Origin of the sequence: Natronomonas amylolytica (assembly GCF_037031205.1) — an archaeon.
GTDB classification, from domain to species: Archaea; Halobacteriota; Halobacteria; order Halobacteriales; family Haloarculaceae; genus Natronomonas; species Natronomonas amylolytica.
In genome coordinates, this window is record NZ_JAYEZM010000004.1 from 224,960 (window position 1) to 241,232 (window position 16,273).

Genomic DNA, 16,273 nt, shown 5'->3' on the forward strand with positions numbered 1-16,273 from the left:
GCGAACCGCGCTTTACTTCGTGAGCGATTCGGCGAAGCGACGGGGGAACCCGAGGATGAGTTCCTTCAGGCTCATCGTCTCGGTGTCGGCCCGCAGTCGCGCACGGACGCGCTGGCTGAGCAGTTCGACCGAGATGATGAGCAGGAAGATACACAGCAGCGTCGCCATCGCGTTGGTGAACTGGAAGAGGCCGACCTGCGTCTCGACGACCTGTCCCAGTCCGCCAGCACCGTAGACGCCCAGCGACACCGCGATGCGGACGTTGATCTCGAAGATGTAGAGCGTCCACGCGATGTAGGGCGTGGTCACCTGACTCAGCATGCCGAAGGTGACCGTCTGGGTCCGGTTGGCGCCGGTAGTCTTCATGGCCTCGATGGGACCTTCCTCGATTTCCTCGAGTTCGTCGGTGAAGAGTCGGCCGAGGTTACCGATGGTGTCTGTCCCGATGGCCAACACCGCGGAGACGGGCGTCAGGCCGGCCAGCGGGATGTAGATGAGAATCCACACCAGCGCCGGGATGGCGCGGATGGCGGACATCGTCCCCCGGAAGACGAAGTTGAAGGGGAACGGCGTGACCCGTTCGGAGCCGAGCACGCCGAACAGCAGCGCCATCGGGAACCCGATAATCGTGCCCGCGAACCCCATCGCGAGGGTGATACCGGCGACGCCGAACACCGCGAAGATACCCTCGTCGGCGATGAGCGCGCCGACCTCCGAGACCAGTTGTGCGGGGTCGGACCACAGCAGCGAGATGTCGCTGGCGAAAAGCAGGTTCTGCTGGCCGATGTAATCGAGATACTGGCTGAAATCGATGAAGGGAAAGAGGCCGAAGTAGGTCGTCAGCGGGAAGAAGTCCCGCAGGGATTCGAGGAAGAAGCCGGTCGTGTACTGGGTCGAGAGCGTTCCCGCCGCGCTCATCGACTGATAGAACAGGACGCCGAGGACGGCGAGCAGCGCCACGCCGCCGACCGCCCGGCGCTTGCGCGCCGCGCGGATGCGGTCGAGTTGGTCGGCGAGGCGACCGCTCCCGTCGTCCGCACCGCCTGCCGTTTCCTCTGACATCTATACGGCGCCCCCTTCGCCTTGGATGCGTGTGCCGCTCGAGGCATCGCCGCCCGAGCCGTCGTCGCTGTCGACATCGGTCTCGGCGAGCATGCCCTCGGTGTCGATATCGCCGTAAATCTCGTCGATGACCTCCATCGTCATCTCCTCGCGGTAGCCGTCGAAGACCTTCTTGCCGTCCCGAAGGCCGATGAACCGCTGGCCGAACTTCCGGGCGAGGTTGACCTGATGGAGGCTGATCATCGTCGTGAGGCCGCGTTCGGAGGCCGCGGTCCGGAGATAGCCCATCACCTGCTGGGCGCTTCCGGGGTCGAGACTGGCGACGGGTTCGTCGGCGAGTAGTACGTCGGGTTCCTGAACCAGCGCGCGGGCGATGCCGACGCGCTGTTGTTGGCCGCCGCTCATCTGTCGGGCTTTCTGCCGAGCCTCGTCGAGCAGGCCGACGGTATCGAGCGATTCCAAGGCGAGCAGTTTCTCCTCGCGGCTCTGCAACTGGAGGAGGCTTTCGAGAAAGCCCGAGCGGTTGAGCGTGCCGGTAAGCGCGTTCGAATAGGCGGACATCTGTCCGATGATGTTGTGCTGTTGGAAGATCATCGCAACGTCGTCTCGCGGTTCCGTCACCGGGTCGCCGTCGATGGAGACGGTGCCCTCGGTCGGGGGCGTCAGTCCGTTGAGACAGCGCAACAGCGTCGATTTGCCGGAACCGGAGACGCCGAGCACGATGACGAACTCCCCGTCCGGTATCTCGAAGGAGACGTCATCGAGCGCGACGACATCGCCGTACTCTTTCGTGAGGCTATCGGCCGTGATGCGACTCATAAGATGGGAATAGGGGTAGTTAGGGTCGTTACTCGAGGTCCTCGAACTCGAGACCGAGTTCGTCGAGGATGTCGGCGATGGGTTCGAAGTCCTCGTGGCTGCCCTCGTTGACGCCGGTGAACCAGAGTTCCTCGCCATCGTAGTCCTCGCCGTGGGAGAGGTCCTCCTCGTCGGCGTTCAGGATGGCTTCCTCGACGTCCGAGCGGATGTCGGCCTCCCAGTCGGCACGGGACATCAGGGGGGCACGCGGCAGCGGGTCCGACACCGCCAGCAGTTTCAGTTCGGCCTCGTCGGTCGCCGAGCCGGCGCTTTCGTATTCGGCGGAGATGTCGACGAAGTCCTGCGACATCTCGTCGAACTGCTCCTGTGGGACGTGCGGGGCCGTCGAGAAGGCGCCCGTCGTCGCGGCCGCGATGGAGGGGTTCTCGATGAGCTGGTCGCGGGCCGTCGAGTGGTCGGAGTAGCGTGCGGTGAAGTCGTTGGCGTCGCCGTCGGGCGCCGTACCCACGTCGAGGCCGGCGTTCTTCAGCATGACCATCGGAGCCAGCGTGCCGCTGACCGACAGCGTCGAGCCCATCGCGACCTCCTGGCCTTCGAGTTCGGGCAGCGAGTCGACGCCGTTGTCGTCGGGCGTCGTGGTGATGAGCGAGAAGTACTGGGCCGCGCCGAAGGCGACGCGGATGCCGATGACGTCGGCCTGGTCTTGGGCCGCGACGGCCGCCGAGGGCGAGGTGTCAGCGACTTCGCCGCCACCGCGGCGGATCTCCTGAATCGTCGCCGCGTAACTGGCCGTTTCGACCGGCTCGATGGTCGCGTCGGTCTCCGACTCGAGGTAATCGAACATCGGCTGATACTGTTCGGAGATGTCGACGTCAGCTTCGGCCGGGTTCAGAATGAATCGAACTTCGTTGTCGCCGTCCGCCTCCCCTCGCGTGCCGCCGTTTCCGTTGCCGTTGCCGTTTCCGTTGCCACCGTCACCGAGACAGCCCGCAAGACCGAAGATACCTGCTGCACCTGTCGTTTTGATAACCGTCCGTCGGTCAACCGAGGAGCCGTTGGACATACTTGTGCCTATCACGAGGTCGATTTAAGCGTTTCTGAATGTTGCCGCAAACAGTACGAATAAGCCTCAGTTCGGCATATCCCGGCGGTGAGCCGGCCGTTCAAAAGTCACCCAGCCGGGACTGACCCCCCCCGTCGTCGTCGACGAGCCCGACCGCCTCGTCGAGGGCCGCCCCGAACGTCTCGCGCTGGCTGGGGTCGTACAGCGTCGCCGCGGGATGGACACACACTAGCACGCGCCGCGCCGACCCGGCGATGCGGGCGTCGTGGAGCGTTCCGGCCTCCTTCGTGACGGCGACCGACCGCTCCAGCAGGTGTTCGGAGGGCACCTTCCCGAGCGTGACGACGACCGTCGGGTCGACCGCATCGATCTCGCGTTCGAGGTACTCCCGGCAGTTCGCCAGTTCCTCGACCGTGGGGTCCCGGTTGTCCGGCGGGCGACACCGCACGCAGTTGGTGATTCGGACGTCCCGGCGGGCCAAGCCCCGGTCGCGGAGGGCGTCGTCGAGAACGTCGCCGGACCGGCCGACGAAGGGTTCGCCCTGCTGGTCCTCGTTCTCGCCGGGAGCCTCGCCGACGAAGAGCAACTCCGCGTCGTCGGGGCCGACGCCGTTGACGATGCGGCTCCGGGAGGCACACAGTTCCTCACACCGCGTACATTCGGTGACCGCGATGTCCTCGCTCATACCCGTCGGTCGAGTTGCCCCAAGTTAATCTCGCCGGAAGACGTCGCGGGCAGCGTCGGCCCGGCGGGCCACACGCTTTGCGACCCGAAGCGGTTCCGGCCGGCGCTCGTAGGTGTAGGCCCGGACGACCGTCTCGGTCGTTTCGGCGTCGAGGCCGACGCTCCGAACGAACAGGGATTCGCCGTCGATATCGAGGCGGCGCCGCTCGAGCAGCGCCTCGTAGGCGTCGAGCCGCCGGGTTCGGGCCTCGCCGTCGAAGGCCGCTCGGATGGCCTCGCCGAGGCCCTCGCTTTCCTCGAACGTCACCGCGATGATGGGGCGCTCGATGGCTTCGGCGAGAGCGTCGATATCGACGATGTTGTACCACGCGAGCGCAACGCCCGCGAGAAAACAGTACTGGACGTCGGGGCGGTCGAGGCGCCGCCAGCAGTCGATGATTGCCTCGGTCGCGTCGCGGCCGCCGACGGTACACGTGTCGAAAACGAAGTCATCGACCGTCCGGTCGGCGCGAACGACCGCACCGGCGAGGGTACTTTGCGCGTGGTCGTCGTCGGTCCCCCGATACGATTCGGCGATACCCAGCGCCCGTCGGCCGGGCTTCACTGGTTCTGTAGCTCCTGATAGGTCTCCAGAAGGTCCTCGCTGGAGGCGTCCTCGTATTCGAACTCGACGTCGCCGTCGTGGGTCGGCAACGTGGACTGGTCGCTCCCCTCGATGTCGTCGGTGTCGAGTTGCTGGTTGTCCTGTTCGGATTCGTCGTAACTGCCGAATCCCATGCGTACGCGATGGTAACGGCTCCTTCGAGTTAAGCGCCACGCCGACCCACGGGTGGCGTTCACACGGAACGGCGACGGATTGCCGAACGCGGCAGTGACACCACGTAGCCGCCAGCGTGATTACGGCGGCGGTCCACCCGTTCGATATGAACGTCACGAACGTGACTGCCAACGCCGACACCTTCACCTGCAACGCCTATCTCGTCGAGGGCGACCGGACCGTCCTCGTCGACGCCGGCGCGATGGAGGGCGTCGTCGACGTCATCGAGGGCTACACCGACGAACTGGACGCCGTCGTGTTGACCCACCAGCACGGCGACCACGTCGCCCAGCTCGATGCCGTCCTCGACGCCTTCGACGCGCCGCTGTACGCCTACAGCGACCACCCTCGCCGGGCGTCCGAACTCGAAGACGGCGACCAGGTGTTCATGGGCGACGAGGCCTTCGACGTGATCTATACGCCGGGCCACGCCGACGACCACGTCTCCTTCGTCTCGGAGACGACGCTTTTCAGCGGCGACGTCGTGGTCCACGACGACGGCGCCTTCGACTACGGGAGTTTCGGCCGGACCGACATGGCCGGCCAATCGCGCGAACGGCTCATCGAGAGCATTCGGACGCTTCTGGAGCGGATGCCCGACGGCGTCGAAGACATGTACGCCGGCCACGGCGACGAGTTCCACGGGGACGTCCGCGATGTCGTGCAGACGGCCCTAGAGCGGGCCGAAACGCGCGAGCCGAAGTATCCCGACGAATAGGGACCGTGACTGACGGCTGACGAAGCCGTCGCTACGCGAGAGGAGTTCGAGGTGAAAAGCCGAGGAACCCTTATGCGGCGCGGCGTTCCTTCGCCTTCGGGCGAAGCTTCTTGTAGCCGCACTTCCGGCACTGGTCGGCCCGCTTGGGGTTTCGGGCGTTACAGCGCATGCAGATCATCTTTTCGAGGGTGCGGTCCTCAGCCGGGTCGAACTTAGCCATACGTGTAGCGAGTCAACGCGAGCGGATAAACCTAACCGTTCACACCCACTTTTCAGCCCACTTTTTGCACGCTCGGCGGGCTACGCCGCGCCTCACGGCAAAAACGTGGGGAAAATATGCGCGCGTACTCCTTTCGGCGGCCTTCGGCCGCCTCCAGTCCGTGCGCGCTACCGGACGCTCCCTACGGTCGCGTCCGGAGAAACGGCGCGCTTCGCGCGCCGTATGCTCGTTTTGAATCTGACCAGCTACGCATAGGTATTATAAAAGAAACATCCGCCGAACAGTCTAGCAGTTACTCAGCCGCTTCGAGGTATTCCTCTTGAACCGCGATGACCTCCGCCGAATCCGCACAGTCGGCGTACCGCGAGAGGGGTTCCTCGTTCAGTTCGAGGAAGGTGTGGCCCCACCGGAACTTGCCGAGGATTTCCTCGGCCTGCTCGCGGTGGCCGAGGATACAGAGCGCGCCCGCGAAGGCCTCCACGGTGTTGAGCTGAAACGGCGTCCCGTAGTTGACCGGATTGCCGGCGACGAGGAAGGGCAATGCGCGATGGGGGCCGTCGAGTTTGAACGCTTCCTTCTCGGCGGTCTCCCACGAGCAATCGAGGGCGACGAGGCGGTCGGCGGCGCTGCCGTGCCGCTCGACATCCCCGTCCGCAGGCGACAGCGCCTGCTCGGCGTACGGGTCGAGCACGATACCCGCGGGCGTCTCGCGGGCCGAGTGATGCAGTTCCGCGAGGTCGAACCGCGCGAGTTTCCGGGCCGAACACTTCTCGGGGTCGTCGTCACCCTCGTAGCGGACGTGGAGCTCCACACCGAAGACAGACGGCCGGGCGGCAAAAGTCGCTCGCCCCGGCGGCGTTCGAAGTGGCGCTCCGGTAGCGTATTTCCGTCCGGCGACCCTACGGCCGGTATGGACGGTCCTGCGCTGGCCCGGGAGTATTATCGCGCGATAGACGACGGTGACTACGAGGCGCTTCGGGACGCTCTCGCCGCCGAGTTCGTCCACCGACGACCGGACATGACCATCGAGGGCCGCGAGGAGTTCGTCTCCTTCATGCGCTCGGACCGCCCCGACACCGAGACCGAACACGTCCTCGATGCCGTCTACGGGACGGCGAACGACAATCGGGTCGCCGCCGAGGGACGCCTGCTGCGGGCCGACGGCGGCGTCTGGTTCCGCTTCGTCGATACCTTCGAACTCGGCGAGCGTGGGATACGGGGGATTCGGACGTACACCGACAGCCACGGCCAATAGCGGGACGATATCGACTCACAAAGCCGTCGGCGAAACGATGGCACCAAGGCAATACGGCCCGAATTTCGAGACGATGCTCCATCTGTCTGTGCTGTTCGCCCTCTGCGGGCTCGCGGTGGTGGGATTCCTCCTCGAACCCCTCGTCCGCGACGAGGGAACCGTCATGCCCCTGATGGCGCGACTCGAACGATATCCGGACGCGGAGATGCCGACGCGCGAGGGAGAATCAGTCGACAATGCCACGGCACCGCGTCGCTGTCCGCACTGCGGAAGCGAGGTAGAACAGGGATACGTCTTCTGTGGAAACTGCGCCGGCCCGCTGCCGGTTCCGGCCTGATTACTCGCCGTCGCCTTCTGCTTCGCCGAGGGCCGACTCGCCGACCGACTCGTGACCCTCGATGCGCGCTTGGCCGCCCATGTAGGGCCGAAGCGGTTCCGGCACCGTGACCGTACCATCGTCGTTCTGGTAGTATTCGAGGATGGCGACCATCACGCGCGGAATCGCCAGCCCCGAACCGTTCAGCGTGTGGATGTATTCGGCCGACTCGTGCTGTTCGGGCCGGTACTGGATCTTCGCCCGCCGGGCCTGGAAGTCCTCGAAGTTCGACACCGACGAGACTTCGAGCCACCGGCCGCCGACGTCGGGACCGTCCTTCATATCGTCGCCGGGCGCCCACACCTCGATATCGTACTTCTTGGCCTGTGTGAAACCCATATCGCCGGTACACATCTCGAGCACCCGATAGGGCAGGCCGAGGCGTTCCAGCACTTCGGTCGCTTCGTCGAGCAGGCCCTCCAAGCGGTCGTAGCTGTGCTCCGGCCGGACGAAGTTGACCATCTCGACCTTGTTGAACTGGTGGACCCGGACGATACCGCGGGTCTCGGTGCCGTGTTCGCCCGCCTCACGCCGGAAGTTCGGCGAGTAGGCCTGATGCTTCAGCGGGAGGTCGTCGTCGGTCAGTATCTCGTCGCGGTACATGTTCGTGACCGGCACCTCGGCGGTCGGCAGCAGCCACAGGTCGTCGTCGTCGTAGGGTTCGTCGTTGTCGCCGCCGAGGCGGTAGGCGTCCTCGACGAACTTCGGGAACTGGCCCGTCCCGCGCATCGACGCCGAGTTGACCGGAATCGGCGGGAAGACGTCGATATAGTCGTGCTCCTCGCGGTGGAGTTCCAGCATGTACTGGACCAGAGCGTGTTCCAGTCGGGCGCCCTCGCCCTTCGCGAAGTAGAAGCCGCCGCCGGAGACCTTCGCGCCGCGCTCGAAGTCGAGGATTTCGAGGTCCTCACCGAGGTCGTAGTGGGGCACCACATCGTCCGGTAGCTCCCGTCGGTCATCGAAGCCCCACCGCTCGGCCTCGACGTTGTCCGATTCGTCGTCGCCAACGGGGGCATCGGGATGCGGCACGTTCGGCAACCGGAGCAGCGCCTTTTCGAGTTCGGCCTCGAGTTCCTCGGCGCGTGCTTCGACTTCCTCGAGTTCCTCTTTCAACTCTTGGGAGCGCTCGATGGCTTCCTCGGCCGCCTCGTCCTCGCCCTCGCGTTTGAGTTCGCCGATCTCGCTGGAGACCTCGTTGCGCTGGTGTCGGAGGTTGTCGCCCTCCGCTTTCAACTCGCGCCACTCCTCGTCGATGTCGAGGATACGGTCGAGGTCGACGTCGACGCCCTTGGTGTCGAGCGCCCGCCGCACCTCGTCGGGGTTCTCCCTGACGAACTGCCTCGATAGCATTTGCCGACGGTTCGACTGGCCCGGGCAAAGTCGTGTCGGTACCGTGACGCCCCGTCTCGGGCGGCAGTAATCCTGAAATAGGGGGCTCCGGACGCGCTCCGCGCTGGTCACTCGGCGTCGGCCAGCACGTCGTCGGGAATCGTGATACCGAGGCCGGGGTCGTCGGGCGCGACGATGGTGCCATCGTCGTGTTCGAAGCCGTCTTCGAGCATGAACGACCAGACGTCGGGCGTCCACGGCGGCTCCATCGGGTACTCACACCACGGGCTCCCGACGGCGGTCATGACGTGGAGGTTCGCGGCGAAGCCAAGCGCGTTCGTCCACGTATGCGGGACGAACTGCAGGCCGTGTTCGTGGCCCATCCGTGCGACGTCGACGGCCTGCCGGATGCCCGTCGCCAGCGCGGCGTCGGGCTGGAGGATATCCAACGAGCCGTGGTCGACGAACTCCCGGAAGTGGTGGGTGCCGTTGTTGAACTCCCCGCCGGCGATGTCGATATCGACGGCATCGCGGAGGCGGGCATAGCCCTCGTAGTCGTGGCGGTGGAGCGGCTCTTCGAGCCAGCCGATGTCGCCCAGTTCTTCGAGGCCGCGGGCGAACTCCAAAGCGTCGGAGAACGACCACTCGACGGGGTCGTCCATCACCCGCACCGCCCACCCCTTGTTCGCGTCGACCATCAGCGTGAGGTCGGGGAAGGCCTCCCGGACCCGCCGGACGGTCTCGATGTGGTCGACCTCCGTGACGCGCAGTTTGACTGCCTCGAAGCCCTCCTCGATTCGGTCTTCGACGTAGTCGATGCGCTCGTCGGCCTCCATCACCTCGCCCGTCGAGGCGTAGACCGGAATCTCCCGCTGGCTGGCTCCGAACAACTCGTAGACCGGCTTGCCGGCGTCCTTGCCGATGATGTCCCACAGCGCCATCTCGACGTGCCACGGCCGCGGGCCGACGAGGTTGACCGTCTCCAGTTTGCCGAGAATCGACTCGACGTCGTGGGGGTCCTCGCCGGTCAGGAACAACTCCAGCGGCGTCTCGTAATCGAGGCCGCCGGCGAAGGAGGGGGAGGCGCCGTAGCCCGTGATGCCCTCGTCGGTCTCGATTTCGAACAGTTCGAGTTCGTGGGTCGACTGCGGATAGCCCGGAATCCACGTCGGATAGAACGGCTCCTCGAGGGTGTGGGCGAGGTGATACTGGTTGACGCCGGTTATCTGCATGGACGGCTCCGCGCGCGCTGGCGGCTTGAACGCTTTGCCACGCCTTGACGGGAGCTTAAGAATCACCGACGAGGGCGCTGGAGACGGCCGGCCCGCGCCTACAGGCGGAGGTACTGCGCGTGGACGGTACCCTCGAACTCCAAGACGTTCGTCTCCTCGACGAAGCCGTGTTCGACGGCCACCTCGACGGCCTCGTAGCCGACGAGGTTGGCGACCGCGGCCCGCGAGAGGCTGGCGACGACCTCCTCGGCGTTTGCCTCCTCGCCGTCGTAGAAGTCGCGTTCGACCGTCAGCGAGACGTCGCCGTTCTCGAAGGTCTCACCGAGGACGTCCGCATCACAGACGGAGACGAGCGGGCCCTCCTGTGTCTCCCGTTCGCACAGTAGCATCATCGTTCGCGCTGGCGTTCACGCCCGCCGCCGCGTTCGCCGCCCGCGGGGCCACCGGCGCCGTGGTCGTCGACCAGTTGGTCTTCGGCGCGCTGGCGCATCTCCTCGGCCTCCTCGGCGACCTTCTCGGCTTCCTCGTCCTTGCCCTGTTCTTCGAGCGCGCGGGCCTTCTCCTCGAGGACGTCGACCGACCGCTGGCCGAGTCGCATGGCGTTGTCGAAGCAGGTGACGGCGTCCTCGGCGAGGCCACGCTCCAGCAGGAAGAATCCGCGGTTGTACCACGCCTGCGGGAAGCGCGGGTCGAGTTCGACGGCGCGTTCGGCGTGTTCCAGCGCCTGCTCGCTGCGACCCGATTCCCACAGCGCGTAGGCGAGATTGGTCTCGGCGGTGGCGGCGTGTTCGGAGTCGTCGTCGATGTGCAGCGCCTGCCGGTAGGCGTCGATGGCCGCCTCGAACTCCTGGAGTTCCGCGTGGGCGGCGCCCTTGTTCACCCACGCCTCCTGTTCGATGGTCTCGTCGTCGGCGTACTGGGCGACGCGTTCGAGGGCGTCGGTGGCCTGTTCGTGGCGGTTGATGCGCATGTACTCGAGTCCGACGTCGAGCAGTTCCTCGGCGTCGACGTCGTCGGCCCCGATCTGCCGGCGGTCGAGCGTGTCGGAGACGACCCGGGAGTCGACGGGGTCGACCTGTTCGGGGTCGACGTCGAGTTCCGGCGGGTCGATGTCGAACCCCTCGTGGGGCTCGTCGAAGCCCTGCCCCTCGGAGAACTCGTGGGAGTCGGCTGGCTCCTCGTCAGTCATATACCGTCGGTTGGCCGCGCGCGCGGGTAAGGGTTGCGGGCTGGAACGGTCGGGTGCGCAGGTCAACCGACCGCGTGTCGGTCCATCACGCAGTCGCGTCGCCGATACCAGTAGACGCTCCCCGCGAGAACCGGCAGCGGCGCGAGGAGGAACGCCACCAGATACCACCACGACGGCACCCATTCGAGCCGCAGTTGCCGACAGAGATAGATGTCCGCCGTCATCGCCGGCAGAAGCGCGCCGTAGGTGACGAGCAGGTGGGTCGTCATCAGCACCCAGAAGGCGACCGACCCGGTCGCCGCCAGCACCGAAAGCAGCAGCGACAGCGCCGCCCCGACGAGTGCGATTCGGTGGCCGGTGAAACTCAGCGCCGCCATATCCGCCATCGTCGGGTCCGGCGGGAGATGGCGAGCCAAAAGCGCCTCCAGCCGGTCCGCGAGGTCGAGGCGGCCAATCGCGGCTGTCAGTCGGTCCGGGACCCACGCCGGCAGCGATGGGGCCGAATCGGTCGCCACCGGCACGTCGACCTGCGCCGCCAGCGCCGCCCGCTGGCCCAGTCGGTCGAGCAACGCCGCCAGCGCCGCCGGCCCCATGACGTCGACGCCGTACTCGCGGGCGGTCGCCTCGACGCTGGATGGCGTCTCGGTCGGCGCGACGATGCGGGCGATGTCGACGCCCTCCCGCTGGACGGTCCGGACGAACGCCTGCACGTCGGCGTCGTTGAGGTGGTCGCCCCGGTCGAAGGACAGGGCCCGCAGGAGGAGCGTTCGGCTCCGGGGCCACTCACGGGAAAACCGCAGGTCGACACCGCGGTCGTCCGGGCTGGAAACCCCCTCCAGCGTCCAGCCGCGTTCCTCCCACAGCCGACTTACGAGGTCGCGCATCGACCGCGTATCGAGCCGCTGGAGGGCCTCCTCGACGGAGATCGGCTCCGGCGGCTCCGCGTCCGAGTCGTGGCTCATCGCGGGTGGGAGTCCATTTCATTCCGTTCTCGACAGACTGCCAAAATACTGCTGGCCGGGCTCGGACGGATTAACGAACGAGGACGGCGAACCCGGCGGTGGCGGCGCTGATACACAACCACCCGACGGTGTTCCACCACGGGACGCCGGCGGGACGGGGCCCCGGCAGGTCGTCGGTGTAACTCCAGAAGCCCTCGGCGACGCCTCGGGGGTCACTCACGGCGTCGTAGCCGGTCGCCAGCAGGGCCGCGAGAGCGACCGCGGGCCAGCCGTCGGCCACGAGCAGCGCCAGACGGAAGGCGACGTAGACCACGCCGGTCCACCCGAAGAGGACGTAGAGCGGGACGCCGAGGGCTTTCGGCCCGACGTGATGTTCGAGCCAGCCGAGTCGGATGACGACCGCCTCCGCGAGAAAGGCGACGGCTGCACCGCCGACGAAGAAGGCGGTGGTCACTCGCAGGGGCCACGTCACCGTCGCGTGAACGAGCGCGAGGAGGCCGAGCGCGACCGTACTCGCCGCGAACGTTCGACCGTCGGTCATGGTTGGGTCGTTCTGCGGTCCCGCGCGTCTTAGCAGTAGGTGGTGAGCGGTTTCGTTATTCTGCCCTCCTCCCGAACCACTCGGCGACAGCATCGGGCAGTATCGCGAGTCTACCGCACGGTAGCAGCCGCGAGCGAACGGGGTGAGCGGGCGGTTCGCCGACGGCGACCACCGGGAGCCGTCGGGCTTTTTTCGTGGGTGCATTTCGCGCGAGCGGTCGTCGAGGCCGACCCGAGCGGGAGGAAGTGCGGACTTACGACCGGAACGTATCCCCTCTGCAGTGGTCTCCCTACACGATATTGTCATAATAATTTGATACGGCCTACTCGCTAGATTCCTTCATAATATCCGATTAACTATACACAAATGGATAGAATAGAAACCGGCTATGTCGATCCAGTCTACGATACCGGTCCTCCAAGTCAGCACAGCTATCGAACAGACGATCGCCGACGTGATAGCCTATCTCCCGACACTGATTTCGGCGTTGGTCATCCTCGTTATCGGGTACATCATCGGTCGAATCGTCGGCGGCATCGTCACGCGAGTCGTTCGGAGCATCGGAATCAGCAAGTACACGCAGGGCACCGCGATAGAGGAAGTCGGAAGCGGCGACGGCGTTTCGAAGGCCCTCGGGAAAATCGTCGCCTACTACATCTACTTCGTCGCGTTGCTCGCGGCGGCAGACGTCCTCGGGATTCCACAGCTCACGGACCTCCTCTCGGAACTGGCGGCGTTCCTGCCGGTCATCCTCGGGGCGCTCGTCGTCCTCGTCATCGGGTTCGTCATCGCCCGCATCCTCGGTGACATCGTGTCGGGAATCGTCGGCAGCCTCGGGGTCGGTCAGTACCTCCGGGAGACACCGCTGGAGCCATTGAGCGAGTCCGAAGGCGAGTTCGGTCGCCTCGTCGGCAAATTGGTCACCTACTACGTCTACCTGCTGACGCTCATGGCAGTCGCGGACATCCTCGCCATCGGAGCCCTCTCGTCGCTTCTGAACACGTTCGCGGCCTATCTCCCGGTGCTAATCGCGGGCTTCATCGTGTTGCTGGTCGGTATCTGGATCGCCGAACGGGTCGGCGAACTGATTGCCGACACCGACGACAGTCGTATGATTCAACTCGCCAGCGTCGGTGTGAAACTGTTGATATACTACATCACGATCACGATCGTGCTGGCAACGATCGGCTTCAATATCACCACGCTCACGACCCTGTTCACCGCCTTCGTCGCCGCCTTCTTCGGCGCGTTGGCGCTCGCACTAGCCATCGGAATCGGAATCGCCGTCGGACTCGGCGGGCAGGACTACGTCGCCGAGAACATCGATGGCTGGATGGATACTACAGTCGGCACGGTCACCGACGAGGAGTCGACGGACGCCGAGTAACGTACTCGCGTCCGTTGTACTGGGACTGGCTCCAGTTCAATCGGGATGTGAGACGAGTCGGAAGTGCTCGGTACAGAAGCTACACCTTCCACCAATTCCCGGGTGGCTGATGGCCCTACCACTGGTTGGCGGGCGAAGGTCTCACTCCTCCTCGACAGTCGAGACATCCTGCCACGACGACTCACCGAAGAACGCCCGTAGCGCCCCGAGGACCCCTAAGTACGTCCCGAAGACGACGATCACGAGCGGGACTACGAGTGCCAGCACTAAAGTACCGAGTGAGTTGATTCCGAACATCTGGAGGGGCGTCATGTTTTTTGGTACCCTCTAGTCTTGCATAATATTGTCGAAATAGAGCACAACTAATGTGCGGCCGAAACCGAAAGCGACCGATACGCAGCACCATTCTTGCGGCTGTTTCAGAAGTCCCCTGAAATAAAGGAACCGTGCCATCGGCTACTGACAGAGCCCGTCCGCCGGCGAGACAGCTAAACGGGTTCCGTCCGTAGTACATCCCGTGTTTCCGTCCGGCGAACTCTACGTCGCCATCACTGCCCTGCTGCTGCTCATCGCACTCGGGGCTGCAATCCCCGTACTCAAGGGTATCGTCCTCGACGGCATCGAGCGACGGCGAACGCGTGAGACGACCGAAACCGAACCTGCCGACGATTCGACAGGGAACAGCGGCCCGCACGTCGTCTGTTCGGCCTGTGGGACACCGAACGACCCCAACTTCTCCTACTGCCGAGCGTGTGGCACGCGTCTCTGAAACGCCGTCGTGCGCCTCTCGACTTCCGTCCACGACCGAGATGGCCAACGTTTCCCTCCCCAACTCAATCGGGGGGTGACTACAAGCGTCTGGGAGTCCAATTCAAGCTATGGCACGAAACGAGAACGTCGACGGTCGTTCGGGACTCGCCAAGGTACTCCTCGCGGTCGGGCTGGCGGCGGTCGCGCTCGACTCGCTCCGGAAGGAAAAGCGGCTCCTCGCGGCGGTGACCGGCGGTGCGGCGGTCGCCCTTGGGTACACCGCGACGGCGAAGTCCGCCGAATCGGGGGCAGAGCCCGACGCTCACAGCATCGAACCGATCAGCCGGTCGCGAGAACTGCGCTGTGACATCTGCGGCGAGCCCATCGTCGCCGGACAGGGCCGCCAACCGCACCCCGAGTACGGAACCGTCCACGACGCCTGTCTGGAGTAGGCCAGCGCGACTCGCCGCGCTCGGCAGATATATCCACGACTGCAGATGCTCTTTGTCGGGCGTTGCGTCGGATAGCAGCCCCGCCACCCTAGCGACTAACTACCTCGCCGGATATCAAGGGCGTAGACGACCCAGAGATGGCCGACGAAAACCGAACATCGGGAGGGTACCGGAAGTATCGTGTTCTCGGGGTGCTCGCGACCGCCGAACTGCTGGCGATGACGCTGTGGTTCAGCGTCTCCGCGGTCGGGCCGGAACTAGCGACGATGTGGGGGCTTTCGGCCGCCGAGACGGCGTGGCTCACCAACGCCGTCCAACTCGGCTTCGTCGCCGGCGCGTTGCTCTCGGCGCTGTTTACGATTTCCGACGTCGTCAAGCCGCGCTACCTGTTTTCGGTCTCGGCGGTCGTCGGCGCCGCCGCGACCGTCGTCATCGCGACGAGCGTCGAGTCGTTCCTGCCGGCCGTCCTCCTTCGGTTCCTGACGGGAATGGCCCTCGCGGGTGTGTATCCGCCGGGGATGAAGATCATGGCCGGCTGGTTTCGGAAGGGTCGCGGGTTCGCCATCGGGGTGTTGGTCGGCGCGCTGACGGTCGGCTCTGCGATGCCGCACCTCCTGCGTGGGCTCGGCGGCGTCGGCCGCCCCACGCCGGTGTTGCTCGGCGCGGCCGCCCTCTCCGTCGTCGGCGGCGTACTCGTTCTCCTCGTCGAACCCGGGCCGTATCAGGCGCCGGCCGCCCCCTTCGACCCGAGTGCGATCCGCCGCATCGCGGGCGACCGCGGGACGGTCCTCGCCAACCTCGGCTACTTCGGCCACATGTGGGAACTCTACGCGGTCTGGGCGTGGATTCCGGTCTATCTCTCGGCGAGTTTCACCGCCAACGGCGGCGAGACCGAAGCCTTCGCCGCGTTCGTGACATTCGGCACCATCGCTATCGGCGGCCTCGGCGCCGTCATCGCCGGGGTCACCTCCGACCGACTCGGCCGGACGACGGTCACCAGCGCCAGCATGATAATCAGCGGCAGCGCCTGCGTGGCCGCCGGCTTCGTCTTCGGCGCCTCGACACTCGTCGTCGTCCCGTTCGTCCTCCTGTGGGGTTTCGCCATCGTCGCCGACTCCGCGCAGTTCTCGACGGCCGTCTCGGAACTCGCCGAGGACTCCTACGTCGGCAGCGCTCTGACCTTCCAGACCGCCATCGGCTACCTCCTGACGCTCGGGTCCATCCAGTTGACGCCCATCGTCGCCGACTGGGTCGGCTGGCAGTGGGCCTTCGCGCCCCTCGCGGTCGGCCCGCTGGTCGGCACCGTCGCGATGCTCACCCTGCGGCGGCTTCCGGAGGCCGAGGCGCTCGCCGGTGGGCGTGGGTGAGTGGCTCCGAAAGCGGCCCCGGCCGTACGGACCGGAAGCCGTAGCCTTAC

General features: G+C 65.7%; 22 protein-coding genes. 7 read left to right on the forward strand and 15 right to left on the reverse strand.

All coding sequences use genetic code 11. From position 1 onward, the window contains the following. Positions 1-12 precede the first annotated feature (12 nt). From U5914_RS06835 to U5914_RS06860, 6 genes are all read right to left on the reverse strand, one after another. Positions 13-1,062 carry a PhnE/PtxC family ABC transporter permease gene (locus U5914_RS06835; RefSeq protein WP_336135011.1) on the reverse strand — a complete coding sequence of 350 codons (1,050 nt, stop codon included), beginning with the start codon at positions 1,060-1,062 and terminating at the stop codon, positions 13-15. Continuing rightward, on the reverse strand, positions 1,063-1,881 hold the full coding sequence (locus U5914_RS06840; RefSeq protein WP_336135012.1) for a phosphonate ABC transporter ATP-binding protein: 819 nt from the start codon (positions 1,879-1,881) through the stop codon (positions 1,063-1,065). Between the two features lie 28 nt (positions 1,882-1,909). Beyond that, positions 1,910-2,944: a PhnD/SsuA/transferrin family substrate-binding protein gene (locus U5914_RS06845; protein ID WP_336135013.1), complete on the reverse strand. Its 1,035-nt coding sequence runs from the start codon at positions 2,942-2,944 to the stop codon at positions 1,910-1,912. Between the two features lie 100 nt (positions 2,945-3,044). Beyond that, positions 3,045-3,629, reverse strand: a complete 585-nt coding sequence (locus tag U5914_RS06850; protein ID WP_336135014.1) for a uracil-DNA glycosylase — start codon at positions 3,627-3,629, stop codon at positions 3,045-3,047. Between the two features lie 24 nt (positions 3,630-3,653). Then, a complete protein-coding gene (locus U5914_RS06855) occupies positions 3,654-4,232 on the reverse strand; it encodes an endonuclease dU (RefSeq protein WP_336135015.1) in 579 nt (192 codons plus the stop codon). Beyond that, a complete protein-coding gene (locus U5914_RS06860; protein ID WP_336135016.1) occupies positions 4,229-4,405 on the reverse strand; it encodes a DUF5786 family protein in 177 nt (58 codons plus the stop codon). The genes U5914_RS06855 and U5914_RS06860 overlap by 4 nt, the downstream gene beginning before the upstream one ends. A 146-nt stretch (positions 4,406-4,551) precedes the next feature. On the opposite strand from U5914_RS06860, the gene U5914_RS06865 reads away from it, so the two are divergent. Beyond that, positions 4,552-5,163 carry an MBL fold metallo-hydrolase gene (locus tag U5914_RS06865; protein WP_336135017.1) on the forward strand — a complete coding sequence of 204 codons (612 nt, stop codon included), beginning with the start codon at positions 4,552-4,554 and terminating at the stop codon, positions 5,161-5,163. Positions 5,164-5,233: 70 nt separating this feature from the next. Here U5914_RS06865 and U5914_RS06870 read toward each other — a convergent pair whose 3' ends face one another. Both U5914_RS06870 and U5914_RS06875 read right to left on the reverse strand, forming a co-directional pair. Beyond that, entirely contained in the window at positions 5,234-5,383 is a 150-nt protein-coding gene (locus U5914_RS06870; protein ID WP_178289660.1) for a 50S ribosomal protein L40e, read from the reverse strand. Between the two features lie 292 nt (positions 5,384-5,675). After that, the gene (locus tag U5914_RS06875) at positions 5,676-6,194 is read right to left on the reverse strand and encodes a DUF367 family protein (protein ID WP_336135018.1); all 519 of its coding nucleotides are present in this window, start codon (positions 6,192-6,194) and stop codon (positions 5,676-5,678) included. A gap of 99 nt (positions 6,195-6,293) precedes the next feature. Between U5914_RS06875 and U5914_RS06880 the strand changes: the two genes are divergently transcribed. After that, positions 6,294-6,638 (forward strand): nuclear transport factor 2 family protein, encoded by a 345-nt coding sequence (locus U5914_RS06880; protein WP_336135019.1) that lies wholly within the window; start codon positions 6,294-6,296, stop codon positions 6,636-6,638. A 37-nt stretch (positions 6,639-6,675) separates the two neighbouring features. Further along, positions 6,676-6,975, forward strand: coding sequence for a zinc ribbon domain-containing protein (locus U5914_RS06885; protein ID WP_336135020.1), 300 nt, complete (start codon positions 6,676-6,678; stop codon positions 6,973-6,975). On the opposite strand, the gene serS is transcribed toward U5914_RS06885, so the two are convergent. The 6 genes from serS to U5914_RS06915 form a co-directional block, all read right to left on the reverse strand. After that, positions 6,976-8,364: a serine--tRNA ligase gene (gene serS, locus U5914_RS06890; protein ID WP_336135021.1), complete on the reverse strand. Its 1,389-nt coding sequence runs from the start codon at positions 8,362-8,364 to the stop codon at positions 6,976-6,978. Positions 8,365-8,471: 107 nt separating this feature from the next. Next, entirely contained in the window at positions 8,472-9,575 is a 1,104-nt protein-coding gene (locus U5914_RS06895; RefSeq protein ID WP_336135022.1) for a mandelate racemase/muconate lactonizing enzyme family protein, read from the reverse strand. 98 nt (positions 9,576-9,673) lie between these two features. Next, a complete protein-coding gene (locus tag U5914_RS06900; protein ID WP_336135227.1) occupies positions 9,674-9,964 on the reverse strand; it encodes a DUF424 domain-containing protein in 291 nt (96 codons plus the stop codon). Beyond that, positions 9,964-10,764, reverse strand: a complete 801-nt coding sequence (locus U5914_RS06905) for a tetratricopeptide repeat protein (RefSeq protein ID WP_336135023.1) — start codon at positions 10,762-10,764, stop codon at positions 9,964-9,966. The genes U5914_RS06900 and U5914_RS06905 overlap by 1 nt, the downstream gene beginning before the upstream one ends. 62 nt (positions 10,765-10,826) lie before the next feature. After that, positions 10,827-11,726: a restriction endonuclease gene (locus tag U5914_RS06910; protein ID WP_336135024.1), complete on the reverse strand. Its 900-nt coding sequence runs from the start codon at positions 11,724-11,726 to the stop codon at positions 10,827-10,829. 70 nt (positions 11,727-11,796) lie between these two features. Beyond that, positions 11,797-12,267 (reverse strand): carotenoid biosynthesis protein, encoded by a 471-nt coding sequence (locus U5914_RS06915; protein ID WP_336135025.1) that lies wholly within the window; start codon positions 12,265-12,267, stop codon positions 11,797-11,799. A 388-nt stretch (positions 12,268-12,655) separates the two neighbouring features. Between U5914_RS06915 and U5914_RS06920 the strand changes: the two genes are divergently transcribed. Next, complete coding sequence (locus U5914_RS06920) at positions 12,656-13,654, forward strand: mechanosensitive ion channel family protein (protein WP_336135026.1); 999 nt, start codon at positions 12,656-12,658, stop codon at positions 13,652-13,654. Positions 13,655-13,795: 141 nt separating this feature from the next. Here the strand turns inward: U5914_RS06920 and U5914_RS06925 are convergent, their stop codons facing one another. Further along, positions 13,796-13,966 carry a hypothetical protein gene (locus U5914_RS06925; protein ID WP_336135027.1) on the reverse strand — a complete coding sequence of 57 codons (171 nt, stop codon included), beginning with the start codon at positions 13,964-13,966 and terminating at the stop codon, positions 13,796-13,798. Between the two features lie 205 nt (positions 13,967-14,171). Here U5914_RS06925 and U5914_RS06930 point away from each other — a divergent pair, with 205 nt between their 5' ends. The 3 genes from U5914_RS06930 (at position 14,172) to U5914_RS06940 (ending at position 16,223) form a co-directional block, all read left to right on the forward strand. Next, the gene (locus tag U5914_RS06930) at positions 14,172-14,423 is read left to right on the forward strand and encodes a DUF7577 domain-containing protein (RefSeq protein WP_336135028.1); all 252 of its coding nucleotides are present in this window, start codon (positions 14,172-14,174) and stop codon (positions 14,421-14,423) included. A gap of 109 nt (positions 14,424-14,532) precedes the next feature. After that, entirely contained in the window at positions 14,533-14,856 is a 324-nt protein-coding gene (locus tag U5914_RS06935) for a hypothetical protein (RefSeq protein ID WP_336135029.1), read from the forward strand. Positions 14,857-14,993: 137 nt separating this feature from the next. Next, positions 14,994-16,223, forward strand: a complete 1,230-nt coding sequence (locus U5914_RS06940) for an MFS transporter (RefSeq protein ID WP_336135030.1) — start codon at positions 14,994-14,996, stop codon at positions 16,221-16,223. The last annotated feature ends 50 nt before the right edge of the window (positions 16,224-16,273 follow it).

Coding starts and splice junctions, on each gene's coding strand:
- U5914_RS06835 (WP_336135011.1), bottom strand. CDS start 1,062: ATGTCAGAGGAAACGGCAGGCGGTGCGGACGACGGGAGCGGTCGCCTC.
- U5914_RS06840 (WP_336135012.1), bottom strand. CDS start 1,881: ATGAGTCGCATCACGGCCGATAGCCTCACGAAAGAGTACGGCGATGTC.
- U5914_RS06845 (WP_336135013.1), bottom strand. CDS start 2,944: ATGTCCAACGGCTCCTCGGTTGACCGACGGACGGTTATCAAAACGACA.
- U5914_RS06850 (WP_336135014.1), bottom strand. CDS start 3,629: ATGAGCGAGGACATCGCGGTCACCGAATGTACGCGGTGTGAGGAACTG.
- U5914_RS06860 (WP_336135016.1), bottom strand. CDS start 4,405: ATGGGATTCGGCAGTTACGACGAATCCGAACAGGACAACCAGCAACTC.
- U5914_RS06865 (WP_336135017.1), top strand. CDS start 4,552: ATGAACGTCACGAACGTGACTGCCAACGCCGACACCTTCACCTGCAAC.
- U5914_RS06870 (WP_178289660.1), bottom strand. CDS start 5,383: ATGGCTAAGTTCGACCCGGCTGAGGACCGCACCCTCGAAAAGATGATC.
- U5914_RS06880 (WP_336135019.1), top strand. CDS start 6,294: ATGGACGGTCCTGCGCTGGCCCGGGAGTATTATCGCGCGATAGACGAC.
- U5914_RS06885 (WP_336135020.1), top strand. CDS start 6,676: ATGGCACCAAGGCAATACGGCCCGAATTTCGAGACGATGCTCCATCTG.
- serS (WP_336135021.1), bottom strand. CDS start 8,364: ATGCTATCGAGGCAGTTCGTCAGGGAGAACCCCGACGAGGTGCGGCGG.
- U5914_RS06895 (WP_336135022.1), bottom strand. CDS start 9,575: ATGCAGATAACCGGCGTCAACCAGTATCACCTCGCCCACACCCTCGAG.
- U5914_RS06900 (WP_336135227.1), bottom strand. CDS start 9,964: ATGCTACTGTGCGAACGGGAGACACAGGAGGGCCCGCTCGTCTCCGTC.
- U5914_RS06905 (WP_336135023.1), bottom strand. CDS start 10,764: ATGACTGACGAGGAGCCAGCCGACTCCCACGAGTTCTCCGAGGGGCAG.
- U5914_RS06910 (WP_336135024.1), bottom strand. CDS start 11,726: ATGAGCCACGACTCGGACGCGGAGCCGCCGGAGCCGATCTCCGTCGAG.
- U5914_RS06915 (WP_336135025.1), bottom strand. CDS start 12,267: ATGACCGACGGTCGAACGTTCGCGGCGAGTACGGTCGCGCTCGGCCTC.
- U5914_RS06920 (WP_336135026.1), top strand. CDS start 12,656: ATGTCGATCCAGTCTACGATACCGGTCCTCCAAGTCAGCACAGCTATC.
- U5914_RS06925 (WP_336135027.1), bottom strand. CDS start 13,966: ATGACGCCCCTCCAGATGTTCGGAATCAACTCACTCGGTACTTTAGTG.
- U5914_RS06935 (WP_336135029.1), top strand. CDS start 14,533: ATGGCACGAAACGAGAACGTCGACGGTCGTTCGGGACTCGCCAAGGTA.
- U5914_RS06940 (WP_336135030.1), top strand. CDS start 14,994: ATGGCCGACGAAAACCGAACATCGGGAGGGTACCGGAAGTATCGTGTT.